General features: G+C 51.8%; 18 protein-coding genes. 9 read left to right on the forward strand and 9 right to left on the reverse strand.

Annotated features, from left to right (window positions below):
* Window positions 1–31: 31 nt before the first annotated feature.
* From glcF to IE074_RS01285, 6 genes are all read right to left on the reverse strand, one after another.
* Window positions 32–1,261 (reverse strand): glycolate oxidase subunit GlcF, encoded by a 1,230-nt coding sequence (gene glcF, locus IE074_RS01260; RefSeq protein WP_189383619.1) that lies wholly within the window; start codon window positions 1,259–1,261, stop codon window positions 32–34.
* 9 nt (window positions 1,262–1,270) lie between these two features.
* Window positions 1,271–2,371: a glycolate oxidase subunit GlcE gene (glcE, locus tag IE074_RS01265; RefSeq protein ID WP_189383620.1), complete on the reverse strand. Its 1,101-nt coding sequence runs from the start codon at window positions 2,369–2,371 to the stop codon at window positions 1,271–1,273.
* A 4-nt stretch (window positions 2,372–2,375) separates the two neighbouring features.
* On the reverse strand, window positions 2,376–3,863 hold the full coding sequence (locus IE074_RS01270) for an FAD-linked oxidase C-terminal domain-containing protein (protein ID WP_189383621.1): 1,488 nt from the start codon (window positions 3,861–3,863) through the stop codon (window positions 2,376–2,378).
* 174 nt (window positions 3,864–4,037) lie between these two features.
* Entirely contained in the window at window positions 4,038–5,111 is a 1,074-nt protein-coding gene (gene aroG, locus IE074_RS01275) for a 3-deoxy-7-phosphoheptulonate synthase AroG (protein ID WP_189383622.1), read from the reverse strand.
* 287 nt (window positions 5,112–5,398) lie between these two features.
* On the reverse strand, window positions 5,399–6,853 hold the full coding sequence (gene tldD / locus IE074_RS01280) for a metalloprotease TldD (protein ID WP_189383623.1): 1,455 nt from the start codon (window positions 6,851–6,853) through the stop codon (window positions 5,399–5,401).
* Window positions 6,840–7,496 (reverse strand): DUF4136 domain-containing protein, encoded by a 657-nt coding sequence (locus IE074_RS01285; RefSeq protein ID WP_189383624.1) that lies wholly within the window; start codon window positions 7,494–7,496, stop codon window positions 6,840–6,842. The genes tldD and IE074_RS01285 overlap by 14 nt, the downstream gene beginning before the upstream one ends.
* 138 nt (window positions 7,497–7,634) lie before the next feature.
* On the opposite strand from IE074_RS01285, the gene pepN reads away from it, so the two are divergent.
* Both pepN and IE074_RS01295 read left to right on the forward strand, forming a co-directional pair.
* Window positions 7,635–10,328, forward strand: coding sequence for an aminopeptidase N (gene pepN / locus IE074_RS01290; protein WP_189383625.1), 2,694 nt, complete (start codon window positions 7,635–7,637; stop codon window positions 10,326–10,328).
* Window positions 10,329–10,348: 20 nt separating this feature from the next.
* Complete coding sequence (locus IE074_RS01295; protein WP_189383626.1) at window positions 10,349–11,359, forward strand: class 1 fructose-bisphosphatase; 1,011 nt, start codon at window positions 10,349–10,351, stop codon at window positions 11,357–11,359.
* On the opposite strand, the gene IE074_RS01300 is transcribed toward IE074_RS01295, so the two are convergent.
* Both IE074_RS01300 and IE074_RS01305 read right to left on the reverse strand, forming a co-directional pair.
* Complete coding sequence (locus IE074_RS01300; RefSeq protein ID WP_189383627.1) at window positions 11,341–12,405, reverse strand: aldo/keto reductase; 1,065 nt, start codon at window positions 12,403–12,405, stop codon at window positions 11,341–11,343. The genes IE074_RS01295 and IE074_RS01300 overlap by 19 nt on opposite strands.
* 55 nt (window positions 12,406–12,460) lie before the next feature.
* Entirely contained in the window at window positions 12,461–13,447 is a 987-nt protein-coding gene (locus IE074_RS01305) for a quinone oxidoreductase family protein (protein WP_189383628.1), read from the reverse strand.
* A gap of 143 nt (window positions 13,448–13,590) precedes the next feature.
* On the opposite strand from IE074_RS01305, the gene IE074_RS01310 reads away from it, so the two are divergent.
* On the forward strand, window positions 13,591–14,118 hold the full coding sequence (locus IE074_RS01310) for a MarR family winged helix-turn-helix transcriptional regulator (RefSeq protein WP_189383629.1): 528 nt from the start codon (window positions 13,591–13,593) through the stop codon (window positions 14,116–14,118).
* 58 nt (window positions 14,119–14,176) lie between these two features.
* On the opposite strand, the gene IE074_RS01315 is transcribed toward IE074_RS01310, so the two are convergent.
* On the reverse strand, window positions 14,177–15,667 hold the full coding sequence (locus IE074_RS01315) for a helicase HerA-like domain-containing protein (protein ID WP_189383630.1): 1,491 nt from the start codon (window positions 15,665–15,667) through the stop codon (window positions 14,177–14,179).
* A gap of 114 nt (window positions 15,668–15,781) precedes the next feature.
* Between IE074_RS01315 and IE074_RS01320 the strand changes: the two genes are divergently transcribed.
* From IE074_RS01320 to rlmH, 6 genes are read left to right on the forward strand one after another with little or no spacing between them, the layout of a single operon-like run.
* Window positions 15,782–16,516, forward strand: coding sequence for a YebC/PmpR family DNA-binding transcriptional regulator (locus IE074_RS01320; protein WP_189383631.1), 735 nt, complete (start codon window positions 15,782–15,784; stop codon window positions 16,514–16,516).
* Window positions 16,517–16,531: 15 nt separating this feature from the next.
* On the forward strand, window positions 16,532–17,809 hold the full coding sequence (purD, locus tag IE074_RS01325) for a phosphoribosylamine--glycine ligase (protein ID WP_189383632.1): 1,278 nt from the start codon (window positions 16,532–16,534) through the stop codon (window positions 17,807–17,809).
* A 1-nt stretch (window position 17,810) separates the two neighbouring features.
* On the forward strand, window positions 17,811–18,719 hold the full coding sequence (gene hemF, locus IE074_RS01330; protein WP_189383633.1) for an oxygen-dependent coproporphyrinogen oxidase: 909 nt from the start codon (window positions 17,811–17,813) through the stop codon (window positions 18,717–18,719).
* Window positions 18,719–19,306 (forward strand): nicotinate (nicotinamide) nucleotide adenylyltransferase, encoded by a 588-nt coding sequence (nadD, locus tag IE074_RS01335; RefSeq protein WP_189383634.1) that lies wholly within the window; start codon window positions 18,719–18,721, stop codon window positions 19,304–19,306. Before hemF ends, nadD begins: the two co-directional genes overlap by 1 nt.
* A 29-nt stretch (window positions 19,307–19,335) precedes the next feature.
* Entirely contained in the window at window positions 19,336–19,740 is a 405-nt protein-coding gene (gene rsfS / locus IE074_RS01340) for a ribosome silencing factor (RefSeq protein WP_189383635.1), read from the forward strand.
* Window positions 19,741–19,749: 9 nt separating this feature from the next.
* Entirely contained in the window at window positions 19,750–20,220 is a 471-nt protein-coding gene (gene rlmH / locus IE074_RS01345) for a 23S rRNA (pseudouridine(1915)-N(3))-methyltransferase RlmH (RefSeq protein ID WP_189383636.1), read from the forward strand.
* Window positions 20,221–20,222 lie beyond the last annotated feature (2 nt).

Raw genomic sequence — 20,222 nt, forward strand, 5'->3', positions numbered from 1 at the left:
TATTTTACGCGATGAATCATCATTTTAGGGCTTAAGTACTTAAGCCATCATCAACTACTTCAATCCAGTGTCTGACCGGTTTAGAAGTACCGCTTTGCAAATGGGACATGCAGCCCATATTAGAGGTAATGATCATATTCACCGGCCTGGCGCTGCCTATTGCGGCCAGCTTGCGGTCACGCAATGGCAAGGCAATCTCAGGTTGCAACAGTGAATAGGTACCAGCGGCACCGCAACACAGATTGGACTCTCCGAAGGCCGTCAGTTTGAAACCCATTTCAGCCAGCAGTTTTTCGGTTAGCGGTCGCAAACCCTGCCAGTGCTGCAAGGTACATGGAGGATGAAAAGCAACTGGACCGGGCAATTTATTGAGAAGCTTATTCCCAAGTTCGACCGCATGAGGCGCCAATATCTCGGCAAGATCCTTGACATGGTCTACAAGATAATTTGCCTTTTCCAGATAGACAGGATCATGCCTCAAATGAAATGGGTATTCTTTCACAAAAGCGCCACAACCCGATGCATTCATGACAATCGCCTCTATTTTGCCGTCCTTCAGCAATGGGACCCACGTATCGAGATTGTGTCGCATTTGCTGCAGGGAAGAACCGGCTTCACCCAAATGAAAATTAACAGCGCCGCAACATGCCCTGGCCGGCAATTCATAGGCGGAAATACCCACCGCATCCAATACCCGAATGCTGGCAGCATCAATTGAGGGCATCAAATCAGGCTGGACACACCCCATTGGAAGCAAAACCTTGCGTGCATGCATGGTGGCAGGCCGCCGACCTGCCGCACGGGCCACTGGCAATTTGCCAGCCAGCCTTTCGGGCAGGACAGACCGGAAACGCCGCCCGACACGTACTGATAAACCGAAGAGCGCTGAATTCAATCCTTTGGCCAGCATTTTGCGTTTCAGGCGATCCGCAAAACCACGCCTGACTTTTTCATCAACAAGTTCACGGCCAATATCCAGCAACTTTCCATACTCAACCCCCGACGGACAGGTGGTTTCACAATTGTGGCAAGTCAGGCATCGATCAAGATGAGTTTGTGAAATGGCTGTTGGCACCTGCCCTTCCACCATTTCCTTGATCAGGTAAATACGTCCCCTTGGGCTATCCAGCTCATCTCCCAGAATCTGATAACTTGGACAGGTGGCCTGGCAAAACCCGCAATGCACGCACTTTCTCAAGATCTCATCAATGACTTGACCATCCAGACTGTCCTTGGCCCATTGGGCTAAATTGGTTTGCATGCTTTTGACTCACAGTTTTATAATTAAACGGTCGGGGTTGAAGATACCGCGGGGATCAAGCGCATTTTTCAGGCGGCGGCTAATGCCCTCTATATTGGTCCTGAACGGATGAAAAACACCATCAGCAGGAATGGCATCAGGTCCGGGATATCGAAACAGGGTTGCGTGCCCCCCCAATTGTTGGGCATTATGCCTGATATGCCGGGTATCCTGAACCCGTCTAACCCACCGCTGGCCTCCTCCCCATTCCACCAGCGGAATGGATTCATTCATTTTGCCTGCCAGCGGTGGAACACAAACCCGCCAAATAGTTGCGTCATTGAAAAACGGATCTGTTTGTTCACGCAACGAAAGCCAGAAAGCACGGGCATCCGCATCCACCAACTCATCACCGGGCAATTGGACAATGGCCTGGGAAACGGCCACACCAGAGCCGGACAGCCGCAAATACATATGTCCGTTTTTACCATCCTCGGGCACCCATGCACTGGCACTGACACCCAAGGAACGAGCATGTATCTGACGGAAAACATCCATGGCCTGGTTAATCGTACAAGCGTGCCTGAGTGTTCTCTCACACAATGGCTTGGGCAAGACCTTGAAGGATATTTCCATTAATGGCCCGAATATGCCTAAAGAACCCACCAACAATCTTGAGACATCATATCCCGCCACATTCTTCATGACCTGCCCGCCAAAACGCAATATCCGACCTTCGGCATTCATCATCCGGACTCCCAGCACAAAATCGGCGGTTGCACCGGCAGCCATCCGCCGGGGACCGGCCAACCCTGTGGCAATGGCACCACCAATCGTTGCCTGTGGTCCAAAATGCGGAGGTTCCCAGGGCAGCATCTGGTTCTGCTCATCCAGCAGCTTTTCAATTTCATGCAAAGGCGTGCCGCATGCTGCCGTCATGACCAATTCTGAAGGCTCATACTCGATCACCCCCTTATAGGCCGTCACATCCAGCAAAACCATGTTTTCCGATGTAGTGGTCTCTGGATTGCCATAGAAACCCTTGCTGCCGCTGCCTTTTACCAGCACACGCTTGTGCGAGGCAGCCGCGGCAACCACCTGCTCACTGAGTTCATTCAAAACAAATGACATAATCTTAAAATCGCTCTAATTCAGGAAATTTGATTTGACCGGCATGAACATGCATTTTTCCATATTCGGCACAACGGTTCAGAGTTGGGATCTGTTTGGTCGGATTCAGTAATTCCTCCGGATCAAAGGCACGTTTTATGGCCATGAAAGCATCCAGCTCATCACGGGTAAACTGGGAACACATCTGATTGATTTTTTCCAGCCCGACACCATGTTCGCCGGTAACCGTACCGCCCACTTTGATGCACAATTCAAGAATTTCAGCACCAAAGTCCTCGGCACGGCGGATCTCATCAGGATCATTCGCATCAAACAGGATAAGTGGATGCAGGTTGCCATCTCCAGCATGAAACACATTGGCGCAACGCAAGCCGTACTTGCGTTCCATCTCGGCCATTTGCGTTAACACGTTGGCAATCTGCTTACGGGGAATCGTGCCATCCATGCAGTAATAATCGGGAGACACACGTCCGGCAGCCGGAAAGGCATTTTTGCGGCCGGCCCAAAATAACAGGCGCTCTTGCTCGTTGGCTGATACCTGCAGACGCACTGCCCCCGCCTTTTCAAAAACGGCCTTCATGCGCTGGATTTCATCTTCCACCTCCTGGGGTGCCCCATCTGATTCGCACAATAGAATGGCTTGGGCATCCAGGTCATAACCAGCCTTCACAAAGGGCTCAACCATTTGCGTGGCCCGTTGATCCATCATTTCCAGGCCGGCCGGTATGATGCCTGCCGCAATAATGTCCCTCACGGCATCACCGGCAGCCTTGATTGAATCAAAGCTGGCCATGATGACCGTTGCGGCCTCTGGCTTGGGAATAAGTTTTACTGTTGCTTCAGTCACAATACCCAACATGCCTTCTGAACCGATAAAGACCGATAACAGGTTCAGACCCGGAGAATCCGGGGCTGCTGAACCAAGCTCAACAATATCACCATCTATGGTAATCATGCGAACCCGCATGACATTGTGCACGGTAAGCCCGTATTTAAGGCAATGCACACCCCCTGCATTTTCGGCAATATTGCCACCAATTGAACAGGCAATCTGGCTGGAAGGGTCGGGGGCATAATAAAGCCCATATTGGGCAACGGCTTCTGAAATAGCCAGATTCCGTACGCCTGGCTCTACCACTGCAATGGCGGCAACAGGGTCTATATGGCGAATCTTATTCAGTTTTGACACCCCCAGCAAAACACCTTGTGAATGCGGTGTTGCCCCACCCGACAAACCCGTTCCCGCTCCTCGGGGAACCACTGGCACGGCATGTTTTTTGCAGGTTTTCAGGACATGGATAATTTGTTCTTCATTTTCGGGCAAAACAACAATGGCCGGCATTTCCTTGAACAAGGTCAGGCCATCACATTCGAAAGGTTTTTTCTCTTCCGGCCGGCTTAAAATACAGTGAGATGGCAGTGCGCTCTCCAGTTCGGCAATCAAATCTGAAAAATCATTCAATCCTGTTACCGGTTCCCCTTGTGCCATCATGTCCCTTTCCTTTATTCCAGACCATTGCTTGCCTGCTGCTGCCTTCAAGTATACCTATCAGCATAAGGGGATGACATACCGAAATAACCCTAATAACGAGAGACCAGGAAGCTGGATCCCATACAAATACGGGCCAAAAAGGATTTGGCCCGTATTTATTTCACATTGCAAGTTTTAGTTATCATTTTCTGCGGCAAGAGCACGGCGCACCTTGACCGCCTGGGCCAATCGCTCCAGCACCTGTACTGAGGTCTCCCAGTCAATACAGCCATCGGTAATGCTCTGCCCATATACCAGCTCCTGCCCTTCAACCAGGTCCTGACGTCCGCCAACCAGGTGACTTTCAATCATGACACCAAAAATACGCTGGTCACCGGCTTCCATCTGACGGGCAATATCATCCATGACCATCGGCTGGTTTTCAGGCTTTTTGCTACTGTTGGCATGGCTGGCATCAACCATGATTTTGGCCGACAGGCCTGCCTTGGTCAGTTGCTCTGATGAATCGTTAATGCTCTGGGCATCATAGTTGGGTGCCTTGCCACCCCGTAAAATAAGGTGACAGTCTTCATTGCCAAGGGTGGACACGATGGCGGAGTGCCCCCCTTTGGTGACCGACAGGAAGTGATGGGGCTGGGATGCCGCCTTGATGGCATCAATGGCGATCTTGATATTGCCATCGGTTCCGTTCTTGAAACCAACAGGACAGGACAGGCCGGAAGCCAACTCGCGGTGCACCTGACTTTCGGTGGTACGGGCGCCGATGGCCCCCCAGGAAACCAGGTCGGCGATGTACTGGGGGGTGATCATATCCAGAAACTCGCAACCGGCCGGCACGCCTTCATCATTGACGGCCAGCAACAATTGACGGGCAAGACGCAAGCCCTTGTTGATATTGAAGCTGCCATCAAGCCCCGGGTCATTGATGAGACCTTTCCAGCCTACGGTTGTTCGTGGCTTCTCAAAATAGACACGCATGATAATTTCAAGCTCACCTTTAAAACGCTCCCGTTCCGCTTTCAGGCGTTTTACATATTCCAGTGCCGCCTTGGGGTCATGAATTGAACATGGGCCAATAACCACAACCATCCTGTCATCATCGCCATGAATGATTTTGTGTACGGCATCACGTGCTTCATGGACCACATTTGAAATTTTGGTGGTACACGGAAACTCGCGCATCAGGTGGGATGGAGGACTTAATTCTTTAATTTCTCGAATGCGTAAATCATCTGTATTGTAAGACACGGTTAACTCCAGGTTTTTGAATGCTTGCGTTTATGGCGATATATATACAAAAAGCCGCCAGGTTCTCTGGCGGCTTTTTAGGAATTTGGCTATTTCTACTGCGTAAGCTGTGTCCTTCTCTCCGCCCAAGGCTTTGAAAAACTAAAATAAAAGAAGTAAAAAGACACAGATAAATGCTTCATGGTATTAATATCCTAGCACAGCTTTTTTTAAATATTGCCTGATTTACTGCAATGCAATAAAAATAATGAAAAGATGTTCTTAATGCACCACACTCAGGCATAACCTTAAGCGGTTCCGCCAACGGTCAAGCCATCCATGCGGATCGTGGGCATACCAACACCAACAGGCACGCTTTGACCTTCCTTGCCACACGTGCCCACACCCGAATCAAGCGACAGATCATTGCCAATCATGGATACCTTGTTCATGGCATCGGGGCCGTTGCCAATTAAAGTAGCCCCTTTAACCGGATGACTGATTTTGCCGTTTTTAATCAAATAAGCTTCAGACGTGGAGAAAACAAATTTCCCACTGGTAATGTCCACTTGGCCGCCACCAAAATTAACCGCATACAGGCCGTTTTTAACCGATGAAATAATTTCCTGCGGATCTTCCTGGCCAGCCAGCATGAAGGTATTGGTCATGCGCGGCATGGGCAGATGGGCAAATGACTCGCGGCGGCCATTACCGGTAACCGGGGTTTTCATTAAACGGGCATTCAGGGAATCTTGCATATAACCGCGCAAGATCCCATCTTCAATCAGTACATTACGCTGGGTAGGATTGCCTTCATCATCTACGTTAAGAGAGCCCCGACGATCCTGGATGGTGCCATCATCAATCACAGTTACCCCTTTGGAAGCAACCCGCTCACCAATACGGCCAGAGAATACGCTGGAGCCCTTGCGATTGAAGTCCCCTTCAAGGCCATGCCCTACCGCTTCATGCAGCAAAATGCCCGGCCAGCCCGAACCCAACACAACCGTCATCTCGCCGGCAGGCGCCGGACGGGCCTCAAGATTGGTCAGCGCCTCATGAACGGCCTTATCCACATAAGACTGCAGCAAATCATCTGAAAAATAATTCAGCCCCAAACGACCACCGCCACCGGCGTGACCCATTTCACGGCGGCCGTTGCGTTCTGCCAGAACAGTCAGGGACAGGCGCACCAAAGGACGCACATCGGCAACCAGACGCCCGTCACTGCCCGCAATCAGCACGACATCGTACTCGGCGCCCAGCCCGGCCATGACCTGGATAACATGGGGGTCTTTGGCACGGGCCATTTTTTCAACCCGTTCCAGCAGGCTGACCTTGTCGGTTGCCGACAGGCTGGCAAGCGGATCAACCCCTTTGTACAGATCATGAGGACGGTTTTCGCCAGCCAGCACCTTGGTTTTTCCTGCTCCCTGCCGGGCAATGGTCTTGACCGTTTTGGCTGAAGACAGCAAGGCCTCGGGGGAAAGCACGTCGGAATACGCAAAAGCGGTTTTTTCTCCTGAAACGGCACGTACCCCCACACCTTGTGAAATGGAAAAACTGCCGGTTTTGACAATGCTTTCCTCAAGGCTCCAGCTCTCGCTGCGCGTGTATTGGAAATACAGATCGGCATAATCAACCTTATGAGTGAAAATTTCACCCAAGGCACTGGCCAGATGCCCTTCGTGCAGACCCCAGGGATCAAGCAAAAGTGATTTGGCGGTTGACAGGCTTAGCATATCAGAATCAATTACGTTCATTTTTCTCAATGTCAAAATTTATTTTACGCACCTGCCCGTTTTTTCCGGGGAATCCATCAAAAACAGACGCGGTCAGAAAAGGCATTACCTGTGTCAGGCTGGCTTTATTGGAGTCGGCCAATACAGTAGCCTGATAAACTTCAGCACCACTGTTATTCAAGTCACGGATGGAAACGTGCAGCTGGTATCGATTATAACTGGCCTGCACATAACGGTACTGTGGCGCCATGGCAAAACCGACACCACTATAAAAAGGGTGGTGATACCCCCACCCCCAGCCAAAATTAAAAGTGGGATAGAAAAAAGGATCATAAAACGGATCGTTTTCCCGCACCATTTGCTGGCGGCTTTGCACGCCATAATCAAAAGAAACCTCGAAACGGGCCTTTTGGCTGCCTGCAGCCTCAATCAGTCCTGTCTTCCACATATGATTGCGCAACAAACTTTCATAACTGGCTTTTTCAAGATTCTGCCCGGCATAGGTATTAAAACGGTAAAGCTGCCCTTGGGCATTGGCCGGCCATTGCTGGAAAGAAGTTGTTTGGGTCGTGAATTGTTGAGTTGTTGAACAGGCTGTCAGCAACAGCACGAAAGCGGCCATTGGGAAAATGCGCAAGCTTGGCTTTGAAAAGACAGTATTCATGATACAGGGCTTTGGGGTTACGGTTAATTCCCATTGACTGGGCATATGATGCATTGTGACACACAAGCGATGATTATTATTTTAAAGCATTTAAAACATCTATAATTAGTCGCATTAATCAGGATAATTTTTATTGCCATGTCGTCAAATACACCCACCACCATACACCGTCTCGACTATCGTGAATACCCTTTCAACATTGAAAATGTTGCATTGCATTTCGATCTTCACGAAACCTCCACCCGCATTACCAGCACGCTTTCGGTCAGCAGCAAAGAAAACTGGCCTGCCGATCTGGTCCTGAACGGAGAAGACATCAGGCTGGTTGCCGTTTCCATTAACGGTAAAGCACTTGGCGAACACCAGTATTCACTGAACGAACAAACCCTGGTTGTTCCTTCCCTGCAAGGACAATTCGAACTCAGCATTGTGTCCGAGTGCAACCCGCAGGAAAACAGCACCCTGATGGGTTTGTATGTCTCGGGTAACAGCTTTTTCACCCAGTGTGAAGCGGAAGGCTTCCGGCGCATCACCTTTTTCCCGGACCGCCCCGATGTCATGAGCACCTACACCGTCACCATTTGTGCCGACAAAGCCCGTTACCCCTACCTGCTCTCCAATGGCAACCTGTGTGCCAGCACAGACCTTCCCGACGGACGCCACCAGGCCACCTGGGAAGACCCGTTTCGCAAACCCAGCTATTTGTTTGCCCTGGTTGCCGGCGACTTTGATATTCGTGAAAAACACGCCACCACCCAAAGCGGCCGCGAAGTTCTGTTGCAGGTTTATAGCGACAAAGGCTCGGGACACCAAACCGAATGGGCGCTTGAATCCCTGGAAAATGCGATGAAGTGGGACGAAGCGCGCTTTGGCCTTGAACTGGACCTTGACCGCTTCATGATTGTGGCTGTGCGCGATTTCAATATGGGCGCCATGGAAAACAAAGGGCTTAATATTTTCAATGCCGCCTATGTCCTGGCCGACCCCAATACCGCCACCGATGCCAACTATGAAGGCATTGAGTCGGTCATTGGCCACGAATATTTTCATAACTGGACCGGTAACCGTATTACTTGCCGCGACTGGTTCCAGCTTAGCCTGAAAGAAGGGCTCACGGTTTTCCGCGACCAGGAGTTTTCCGCAGACATGATGGCCAGGAATCTGGATGCCTCTGCGGCAGCCAGTGCCCGTGCCATCAAGCGTATTGACGACGTGACCCGTTTAAGAACCGCCCAATTCCCCGAAGACGCAGGCCCTATGGCCCACCCCATCCGCCCTGAAAGTTACCAGGAAATTGCCAATTTCTACACGGCAACCATTTACGAAAAAGGCGCTGAAGTCATTCGCATGCAGCACACCTTGCTGGGTGAAGAGGGTTTTCGTGCCGGCATGGATGAATACTTCAGTCGTCATGATGGCCAGGCCGTCACCTGTGATGACTTCATCAATGTCATGGAATCGGTTTACACCCAACGCAATCCGGGCAAAGACCTGTCCCTGTTCAGGAACTGGTATTCACAGGCCGGTACGCCTCGGGTAACGGTACAGCTTGCTTACAATGAAGCGCAACAGCGTTGCTCAATTACCCTGTCACAAAGCTGCGCACCGGTTGGCGTTGAAAAACTGCAAAACGGCTTTGTCAAGAAGCCCTTCCATATTCCCTTTTCCATGGGTTTCATCAGCCAGTCTGGCCAGCCGCTCATGCTGCAATTTGAAGGCCGCCCGCAAACCACTGTTTTGCTTGAACTGATAGAAGAAAGCCAGACCTGGCACTTCGACCAGATCTCCGAACGGCCGATTCCCTCATTACTGCGCGATTTTTCGGCACCGGTCATTGTGGATTATCCCTGGAACCAACAGGAACTGGCGATTTTGTGCGCCCATGACAGCAATCCTTTTGCACGCTGGGAAGCCGTACAGGCACTAAGCTCAAATGAGTTGCTGCGCATTGCCGCCCTCCTGGCGCAGGGCGGACAGCCGGAACTGGACCCTGCCCTGCTGCAAGTCTGGCAAACCAACCTGACTGACCCAAGCCTTGATGCCGGTTATCGCGCCTGGTTACTGACCCTGCCTTCGGAAAAAGTCCTTGCCGAGCGCATGACACCGATTGAACCCGTGGCTATTGCCCGGGCTCGCGATTTTGTTCGTGAAAAACTGGCCAATGGCCTGCTGGATTTATGGCAGCAAACCCTTGGCCAGAATGAAACCCCCGGACGTTACAGCCCCGATGCCATCAGCGCGGGCCGTCGCAGTCTGAAAAATCTGGCACTCGCCTATTTATTGTCTATCCAGAACCCGTCAGCCATCCAGGCCGCCTTTGCGCAATACCAGAATGCCAGCAACATGACCGACCGTCTTGGTGCGCTTTCCGCACTGGTCAGCCATTATGAAGGCGATGAGCGTGATGAAGCCCTGGCCCAATTTTATGAACAATGGCAACATGACCCGCTGGTTGTCGACAAATGGTTTGCCCTGCAGGCCAATGCCCGCCATACCAACGCACAAACCATCCTGGGCCTGATGGCACACCCGGCCTTTAACCTGCGCAATCCAAACCGTGCACGCTCCCTGATCTTCCAGTTTTGCATCAACAACACAGAAGGACTGCACAAGAGCGACGGTTCGGGCTATGCATTCTGGGCCGACCAGGTGATTGCCCTGGACGGCATCAACCCTGAAATTGCTGCCCGTTTAGCCCGTGTCATGGACAACTGGTCCCGTTATGCGCCTGCCCTGAAAGCCGGTATGCAGCAAGCCCTTAAACGCGTTGAAGCGCATCCCGGCCTGTCCAAAAACGTATTTGAAATCGTATCCAAAGCATTGAATATCTGAAACCTGAGGAATCTGCAAGAATGAAATTTAAGACCCTGACGCAATATTTGGTAGAACAACAACGCCAGAATAACGCATTGCAGGCAGAAGTACGCCTGCTTATCGAAGTGGTTGCACGCGCCTGCAAAAGCATTGGGCACGCCGTTGGCAAAGGTAGCCTGGGCGGTGTATTGGGTAGCCTGGAATCTGAAAACGTCCAGGGCGAAGTCCAGAAAAAACTGGACGTCATGTCCAATGAAATCCTGCTTGAAGCCAACGAATGGGGCGGCCAGCTGGCGGCCATGGCTTCTGAAGAAATGGAAACCATCCATAAAATCCCCAATCGCTACCCCAAAGGCGAATACCTGCTGCTGTTTGATCCCCTTGACGGCTCCTCCAACATTGATGTGAACGTCTCTATTGGTACTATTTTCTCTATCCTGAAAGCACCTGCCGAATCCTCTGGTCGTGAAATCAACGAAGAGGATTTCCTTCAGCCAGGCACCCAGCAGGTAGCGGCCGGCTACGCCGTATACGGGCCACAAACCATGCTGGTGATTACTTTGGGCAATGGAGTGGTTGGCTTTACCCTTGACCGTGAAACCGGCACCTGGATGCTCACCAATGAAAACATCCAGATTCCGGCAGACACCAAGGAGTTTGCCATTAACATGTCAAACATGCGGCACTGGGCACCACCGGTTCGCCAGTATATTGATGACTGTCTGGCTGGCAAAACCGGGCCGCTGGGCAAAGACTACAACATGCGCTGGGTGGCTTCGATGGTGGCCGATGTGCACCGCATCTTAAGCCGTGGCGGCATTTTCATGTACCCATGGGATTCGCGTGAGCCCAACAAACCAGGCAAACTGCGCCTGATGTACGAAGCCAATCCCATGAGCTTTATTGTTGAACAGGCCGGCGGTATGGCCACCGATTCCGTCAATCGTATTATGGATATCCAGCCAACCGAACTGCATCAGCGGGTTGGCGTGGTTCTGGGTTCTAAAAATGAAGTGGAACGCGTGCGTGCTTACTGCGCAGGATCGTAATACTTCTGGCGCATCTCATCCAGTTGCGCCAACACATCAGCGTCAAGGCGGGTTTGCATGGCGCTGATGTCCTCATCAAGCTGCGCCAGCGTTCTGACACCAATAATAGTGCTGTCCACCTGCCATTTACTGTTACAAAATCCCAGGGCCAGCTGAACCGGACTTAAGCCCAGTTCACGGGCAAAAGCATTATAAGCCCTGGCCGCCTCCAGGCAGGCCTGTCTTCCCCAGCGCTGCTTTTGCACAGACTCATAACGGGTAATACGTGCTTCAGCCGGCGCACCTGGCCCGGTCGTGCCGGTCTGGTCATACTTGCCGCTAAGCAGGCCATAACCCAATGGTGAATACGCCAGCAATGACACCTTGTGCCGGTAACACATTTCATCAAGCCCGTTTTCATAGGCACGGTTCAACAGGCAATACGGGTTCTGGATGGTGGCCACACGGGGCAAGCCCATCTGGCCAGCCAGACGGATAAACTCGGAAACGCCATAAGGTGTTTCATTGGACAGGCCGATATAGCGTACCTTCCCTGCCTTTACCAGTTTATCCAGGGCCTGCAATTGTTCTTCTATCGTTGTAACCGGTTCGTGCTTTTTATCGGGATCAAAATAACGCCGGCCAAAAGCCGGTACATGTCGCTCGGGCCAGTGTATCTGGTAAAGGTCAATGTAATCGGTTTTCAGGCGTTTAAGGCTCCCTTCACAAGAAGCGATAATATCCTGGCCGGTCAAGCCCGTACCTTCCCGAATCCAGGGTGTACCCCTTGAAGGGCCGGCCACCTTGGTTGCCAGCACGATTTCCGAACGGGGCACCGGACTGCGTCCAAACCAATTGCCCAGGATTGTTTCCGTAGCCCCATACGTTTCTTTGCGGGTAGGCACCGAATACATTTCGGCGGTATCGAGGAAATTAATGCCCTGCCCTACCGCCCGGTCAAGGATCTCAAATGCAGTTTTCTCATCCACCTGCTCACCAAATGTCATGGTTCCAAGACAAACATCTGTCACCATTAAATCGCTTATTCCCAGCTGAACCTTCTGCATTTGCCTTGCCTCTTCCTTTAAATATCAAACTTTAAAAAATGAATAATATGAACAATCAGTCAAGGGTCAGTACCGTGGCACCCGTGGTTTTGCGTGAAGCCAGCGCAATATGGGCTTCAGCCACCTCTTCCAGCGGATAACGCTGGTCAATTTGCACCTTGATTTTCTTGCTGGTGATCATTTGGAACAACTCATCGGCTGCTGCCTGCATTTTCTCTAAAGTGTTCACATGAGCACCCAGGCTTGGACGGGTCACATACAAAGAACCTTTGGTAGCCAGCACTCCCAGGTTAACTCCGGTAACCGGACCCGACGCATTGCCGTAGCTCACCATCAGGCCACGAGGCTGCAGACAGTCAAGGGAAATTTCCCAGGTATCTTTACCCACCCCGTCGTAAACTACAGGCACTTTCTTGCCGTTGGTTAACTCCAGCACACGCTCCACCACATTTTCATTCGTGTAATTAATAGTTGCCCAGGCACCATGGGCCCTGGCAATATCGGCCTTTTCGGGGCTGGACACCGTACCAATCAATTTGACACCCAAGGCCTTGGCCCACTGACAGGCAATCAGCCCAACACCACCGGCGGCCGCATGCAGCAAAATGGTTTCACCCTCTTGCAGGCGATAGGTCTGCCTGAACAGATACTGAACTGTAAGACCCTTTAGCATGACGGCAGCGGCCTCTTCAAAAGAAATGCCATCAGGTATTTTCACCACCTGATGGCCGGGCACGTTGCGCACCTCGGCGTAGGCACCCAGTGGGCTCTGGCCGTATGCCACACGGTCTCCCGCTTTCAGGTGGGCAACATTTTTACCCACTGCCTCCACCACACCAGAAGCCTCAAACCCCAGGCCATGCGGCAGCGGGCTGGCATAAAGACCGGTGCGGAAATAAATATCAATGAAATTCAGTCCAACCGCTTTTTGGCGGATTTGCACTTCGTTATCGGCCGGTTCCGGAACATCAAGGGTCATCAGTTTCATGACCTCAGGACCACCATGTGTCTCAATTTGAATGGCTTTTGATGTGATACCCACGTTTAACTCCACTTATGATTAATAAAGAATTTACTAGAATGATAGTTAATAAAAACAATTATTCAATATATATCAACAATAATCGATAAAAAAAACAGTATACTTTGACAGTATCTGCCTAAGCAAATATAACCATAAATACAATGAACAGCAAAAAAATATCCCTATCCCAACCAGAAAAAGCCTTCACAATCAAACCTGAAGACGTTCCCCGTGGTCAGGAAAACATTGGATATCTGATTCGTCTGGTCCATTTTTCCATTCATGACATGATTGAAAAAAACATGGCACCTTTGGGTCTGACTGCCACGCAATGGCACCCTATTGCCATTATCGGGCTTAGCAAGGCGGATACCCCCGCCTGTGTGGCCCGTATTGCCGAAGTGGATACCGGCGCCATGACACGCACGCTTGACAGACTGGAAGCCAAAGGGTTCCTGACCCGCCAGCGTAGCGAGCAGGATCGCCGGGTCATCAAACTGACACTTACCGAAAAAGGCAAACAGGTCAATGAAAAACTGCTCCCTTCGGTTGCCCAGGCTTTAAACCATCACCTGCAAGGCTTTACCGAGCAAGAGGTGGAGTTGCTGAAAAGCCTGTTAACCCGTATGTTATTGAATGCCAATCCGAATATTTTAAAATCCATCCAGGAAAACGGCATGAATGGCTGAATATCAGTGTGACAGGCCAAAGCCACGAGGCAAGCACTCATCGTTCAGCCATAAAAAACTACCGTTTTCCGCTTTTGCCGATTAACGAACCCAACACACCGCGCAGCATCTTTCTGGCCGTATCCCTGACCATCCCCTTGGCCACTTGCTGAACCAAGCCATCCTTGCGCCCGCCACGCGGTCCGGTGGAACCAATCATCATTTCCTTGACCGCCCCCCAAAGGCCCTCATCTCCAGCCTGGACGCGGGTCGCTGCTTCAGCGTTTTTCTGCTCGGCACGACGCGCAAGCACTTCAAACGCCGATTCCCTGTCAATCAGGGTGTCGTATTTTCCGGCAAAACCCGACAGGTTGCGAATAGAATAACGCTCTGCATCAGTGGCTGGCCCCATTCGGCTGGCCGGTGGTAAAACCCAGACACGCTGCGTAATCCCGGGACTGCCTTTGGCATCCAGACAGGAAACCAAGGCCTCACCCACACCCAATTCAGTAATTTCACGCGCAATATCCAACTCAGGATTAGGTCTCATGGTATCGGCCGCCGTTTTTACCGCCTTCTGGTCACGTGGCGTAAAGGCTCGCAGGGCATGCTGAACCCGGTTACCCAACTGGCCCAACACCGAGTCAGGGATGTCGGCCGGATTTTGCGTGACAAAATAAACCCCCACCCCTTTTGAGCGCACTAAACGAACGATTTGTTCAATTTTTTCCAGCAGGACTTTGGGCGCATCGTCAAACAGCAAATGGGCCTCATCAAAGAAAAACACAAACCTGGGCTGATCCGGGTCACCCACTTCGGGCAAAGATTCATAAATTTCAGCCAACAACCACAGCAAAAACACGGCATATAATTTAGGTGACTGCATCAGCTTGTCTGCCGCCAGAATATTCACCATGCCCTGGCCCTGCGCATTACAGCGGATCAGGTCGTGGATATCCAGCATGGGCTCACCGAAGAAGCGGTCAGCCCCCTGGGTTTCCAACTGCAGCAATGCACGCTGGATAGCCCCCACCGAAGCGGCGGACACATTACCATACACCGGCCTGAGTTCGGCGGCCCTGTCATTGACGTTTTGCAGCATGGCCCGAAGGTCTTTCAGATCCAGCAAGAGATGATCTTCATCATCAGCCACCTTGAAGACCAGATTCAGGATGCCGGTTTGCGTGTCATTCAGGTTTAACATACGGGACAGCAACAAAGGCCCCATATCAGATACCGTGGCACGAACCGGATGTCCCTGCTCGCCAAACACATCCCATAAAACAGTGGGGCAGCCTCCCCACTGCGGTACCGGCAGCCCAAATTTTTCCAGACGCTCAAGCAATTTGGGGCTTTCAACACCTGTTTGCGAAATACCTGTCAAATCGCCCTTTACATCGGCCAGAAATACCGGTGTGCCGATGCGGGAAAAGGCTTGCGCCAATACCTGAAGCGTAATGGTTTTACCGGTTCCGGTTGCGCCGGTGATGCAACCGTGACGGTTGGCCAGCTTGGGCAAAAGAAAGACGTCATTCTTTGCATTTTTCGCTATCAGGATGGGATCTGCCATAATTAACCCTTTGTTAAGTGCAAAACATTAGAAAATCTAACCGTATTCTATAAAAGTTTGTCACACTCGGGGTAAAATCTCAGATTCGATTAACTTACTTTAACTGTTATTGATATGGCCGGACATAGTAAATGGGCAAATATCCAGCACCGGAAAGGTCGCCAGGATGCCAAACGCGGAAAGATATGGACAAAAATCATTCGTGAAATTACCGTTGCAGCACGTGCTGGCGGCCCAGATCCCAGTGCCAACCCTGCCTTGCGACTGGCTTGGGATAAAGCGACCGCTGCCAATATGCCCAAAGACAACATCCAGCGCGCCATTACCCGTGGCGCAGGTGGTGCAGATGGCGACAACTACGAATCCATCCGCTACGAAGGATATGGCATCAATGGTGCTGCGATCATTATCGACTGCATGACCGACAATCGTGTACGTACCGTCTCCGACGTTCGCCATGCCTTAACCAAACACGGTGGCAACCTGGGTCAGGATGGCTCGGTTGCTTTCATGTTCCAGCATTGTGGGCAATTCATTTTTGCACCGGGCACCAGCGAAGAAAAAATCATGGAAGTCGCCCTTGAAGCCGGTGCCGATGACATCCTGACCGATGAAGATGGCATGGTTGAAGTGGTTTGCGCACCCGAGCAATATGCCGCTGTACGGGACGCTTTCGCTGAAGCCGGACTGAAGCCCGAAATGGAAGCCATCGTCATGAAACCCCTGAATGAAACCCTGCTGACCGGTGACGATGCCAGCAAAATGCAAAAAATCCTTGACCAGCTTGAAAGTCTTGATGACGTACAAGAAGTTTATACAACCGCTGTTTTTGATGAAACAGAAGAATAAAGCGAAAATTTTACAATGAAAGTACTCGTTATTGGTAATGGCGGCCGTGAACACGCCATTGCATGGCGTATTGCCCAGTCCGCACAGGTAAGCGATGTTTTTGTGGCACCTGGCAACGGGGGCACCGCGCTTGATCCGTTACTCAAGAATGTGGCCATTACCAACCTTGATGAACTGGCCGCCTTTGCAAAAAAAGAAGGCATCGACCTGACTGTCGTGGGTCCCGAAGCGCCTTTGGCTGCGGGTGTGGTTGACCTGTTCCGCGAACAGGGCCTGGCCGTATTTGGCCCCACCAAGGCTGCCGCACAGCTGGAAAGCTCCAAGGATTTTGCCAAAGCTTTCATGGTACGCCACAACATTCCCACTTCGGCTTACGCCACTTTTACCTTGCCCGAGGAAGCACACGCCTACATCAACGAACAGGGTGCGCCCATTGTTGTCAAGGCCGACGGCCTGGCGGCTGGCAAAGGGGTGGTCGTTGCCCAAACCCTGCAAGAAGCACACGATGCCGTTGATGCCATGCTGGGCGATGGCAGCCTGGGTGCAGCCGGTGCCCGGGTCGTCATTGAAGGCTTCCTGGCTGGCGAAGAAGCCAGTTTCATTGTCATGTGCGACGGCAAAAACGTATTGCCCATGGCAACCAGCCAGGATCACAAGCGCCAGCTTGACAACGACCAGGGCCCCAATACCGGTGGCATGGGCGCCTACTCACCCGCGCCTATCGTTTCCGACCGTCTGCATGAGCGCATTATGCAGGAAGTCATTTACCCAACCATTCAGGGAATGGAAAAAGACGGCATCACCTTCACAGGTTTCCTGTATGCCGGTCTCATGATTGACGATGGCAACGACGAAGAACGCAGCATCAAGGTGCTTGAGTTCAACTGCCGCATGGGTGACCCTGAAACACAGCCCATCATGATGCGCCTGCAAGGCGATTATGCCGACACCCTGTTGAAAGCGGCACAAGGCAAGCTTGACCAGGCCAGCATCAGCTGGGATCCACGTACTGCGCTGGGCGTTGTGATGGCCTCGTACAACTATCCCGGCACACCCCGCACCGGCGATGTCATCACCGGCATTCCTGCGGCACAAAAAGAATGCGTGACTTTCCATGCCGGTTCCACACTGCAAGATAACCAGCTCCTCACCTCAGGTGGCCGGGTACTGTGTGTAACGGCGCTGGGAGACACTGTGCAACAGGCGCGCGAAACCGCCTATGCAACTGTTAAACAAATCAAGTTTGACGGCCAGCAATATCGTAGCGATATTGCCTGGAGGGCTTTAAAGTAATATGCAGCACATTCCCCTAGACCAGGTCAGTCAGTATTTTCGTTCATTGCAGGCATCCATTGTTGAAGCACTTGAAAAAGAAGACGGCTTTGCCTTTTCCCAGGATGCCTGGGAACGCCCTGAAGGCGGTGGCGGCCTGTCCCGCTACATAGAGGGCGGCCATGTTTTTGAACGCGGTGCCGTGCTGTTCAGCCACGTCATGGGAGAAAAGCTCCCGCCTTCGGCAAGCGCACACCGACCCGAACTGGCTGGCCGCTCTTGGGAAGCCATGGGGGTTTCACTGGTTTTACACCCGCGCAACCCCTATATCCCCACCACCCACATGAATGTCCGGATGTTCGTGGCCAAGGCCAGCCAACCAGACGAAAAGGACGTCTTCTGGTTTGGCGGCGGCATGGACCTGACCCCCTACTACGCCTTTGAAGACGATGCCCGTCATTTCCACCGAACCTGTCATGATGCGCTTGCACCATTTGGCAAAACACGCTACCAGGAATATAAGGAATGGTGCGACCGTTACTTTTTCCTGAAGCACCGCAATGAAACCCGCGGTGTGGGTGGCGTTTTTTTTGACGACCTGAACGACCTGGGCTTTGAACAGTCTTTTGCATTGGTCCAGGCCACCGGCAATGCATTCACGCAAGCTTACCTGCCCATTGTGCAAAAGCGCAGGCATTTGCCTTTTGGTGAAAAAGAACGGGATTTCCAGGCTTACCGCCGCGGTCGCTATGTCGAATTCAATCTGGTTTGGGACAGGGGTACCCTGTTTGGCCTGCAATCGGGTGGGCGCACCGAATCCATTCTGCTTTCCATGCCACCCACTGCCAGCTGGCGCTACGACTGGACACCAGAACCGGGTTCGGCTGAAGCCCGGCTTTACACTTTCCTGACGCCCCGAGACTGGCTCTGATGAAAAAAATAGGGCTTCTTGGCGGCAGCTTCAATCCAGTGCATTACGCACACCTGGCTTTGGCACAAACCGCCCTGAGCACGCTGTCGCTTGACGAGGTGCAGCTTATTCCTGCCGGCAATCCCTGGCAAAAACAGGCATTGCCGGTTAGCGGCCAACAACGCCTTGAGATGCTAAGGCTGGCCATTGCCAATTATCCCGGCATGGTTGTCAATGATATTGAAATTGCCCGTGAAGGCGCCACCTATACCATAGACACTCTAAGGGCATTACCGGCTAACGCCTGCTATTACTGGCTACTGGGCAGCGATCAACTGGCCAACTTCTGCAGCTGGCACCAATGGGAAGAGATTATCAATCACGTGACTCTGGTGGTGGCCCAAAGAAACACCCACCCTTGCGAAGTCCCCCCACCACTGGCTGAAAAATTGCAACAAAAAGGCAAAAAACTGATTACACTATCATTTGAAGCCATGGATATTTCCTCTACCGATATTCGCCAGCGTCTTGCAAACCGGCAGGATGTCAGCCAACTGATACCACAACCAGTCCTTGAATACATCAGGCAACACAAACTTTACACTTGAATCATTAAGATTATTACTACAGAACGATTATGGAATTACAAAAACTTCAACGCCTTGTTATTGATGCCCTGGAAGATGTCAAAGCCCAGGACATCAAGGTATACAACACCACCCATCTGACCAGCCTGTTTGATCGCGTCATTATTGCCAGCGGCACCTCAAACCGCCAAACCCGTTCTTTGGCACACAGCGTCTCTGATGCCGTGCGCAAACATGGAATACAAATTATCGCCCTTGAAGGGATGGATACCGGTGAATGGGTGTTACTGGATATTGGCGATATCGTCATTCATTGCATGCAACCGGCCATCCGCCAGTACTACAACCTTGAAGCCGTTTGGGGTGACAAACCGGTACACGTCAAGTTGTTACCCCAATCCACCCAGGTACCCCCTGTCATTTCTCCCGACCAGGCCTACGACCCCAATATCTAAAGCCCAGGCATGAAACTGATTGTGATTGCTGTTGGCACAAGAATGCCGGCCTGGGTGGAAACCGCCTGGGAAGATTATGCCAAGCGCATGCCGGCCGACTGCGCCATCGAATTGAAAGAAATCAAACCTGAACCCCGCACCACCGGGAAAACACCACAGCAAATGATGCAGGCGGAAGCCAGGCGTATAGAGTCAGCCATTCCAGCTTCCGCTTTGCGGATAGCCCTTGATGAGCACGGCAAAGACCTGACCACCATGAATCTGTCTTCCCGCCTTGAGCAATGGCGCAGTGGCGGGCAGGATGTCGTCTTTCTGATTGGTGGCCCCGATGGCCTGGACAGCGACCTGAAAAAAAGCTGTTCCGGCATGATCCGGCTTTCTTCCTTAACCCTTCCCCACCCAATGGTTCGTATTGTCCTGGCCGAGCAACTTTACCGGGCCTGGGCCATCCTGGTTAACCACCCCTATCACAGGGCCTGAAC

Source organism: Advenella faeciporci (assembly GCF_014652395.1).
Classification (GTDB): Bacteria; Pseudomonadota; Gammaproteobacteria; order Burkholderiales; family Burkholderiaceae_B; genus Advenella; species Advenella faeciporci.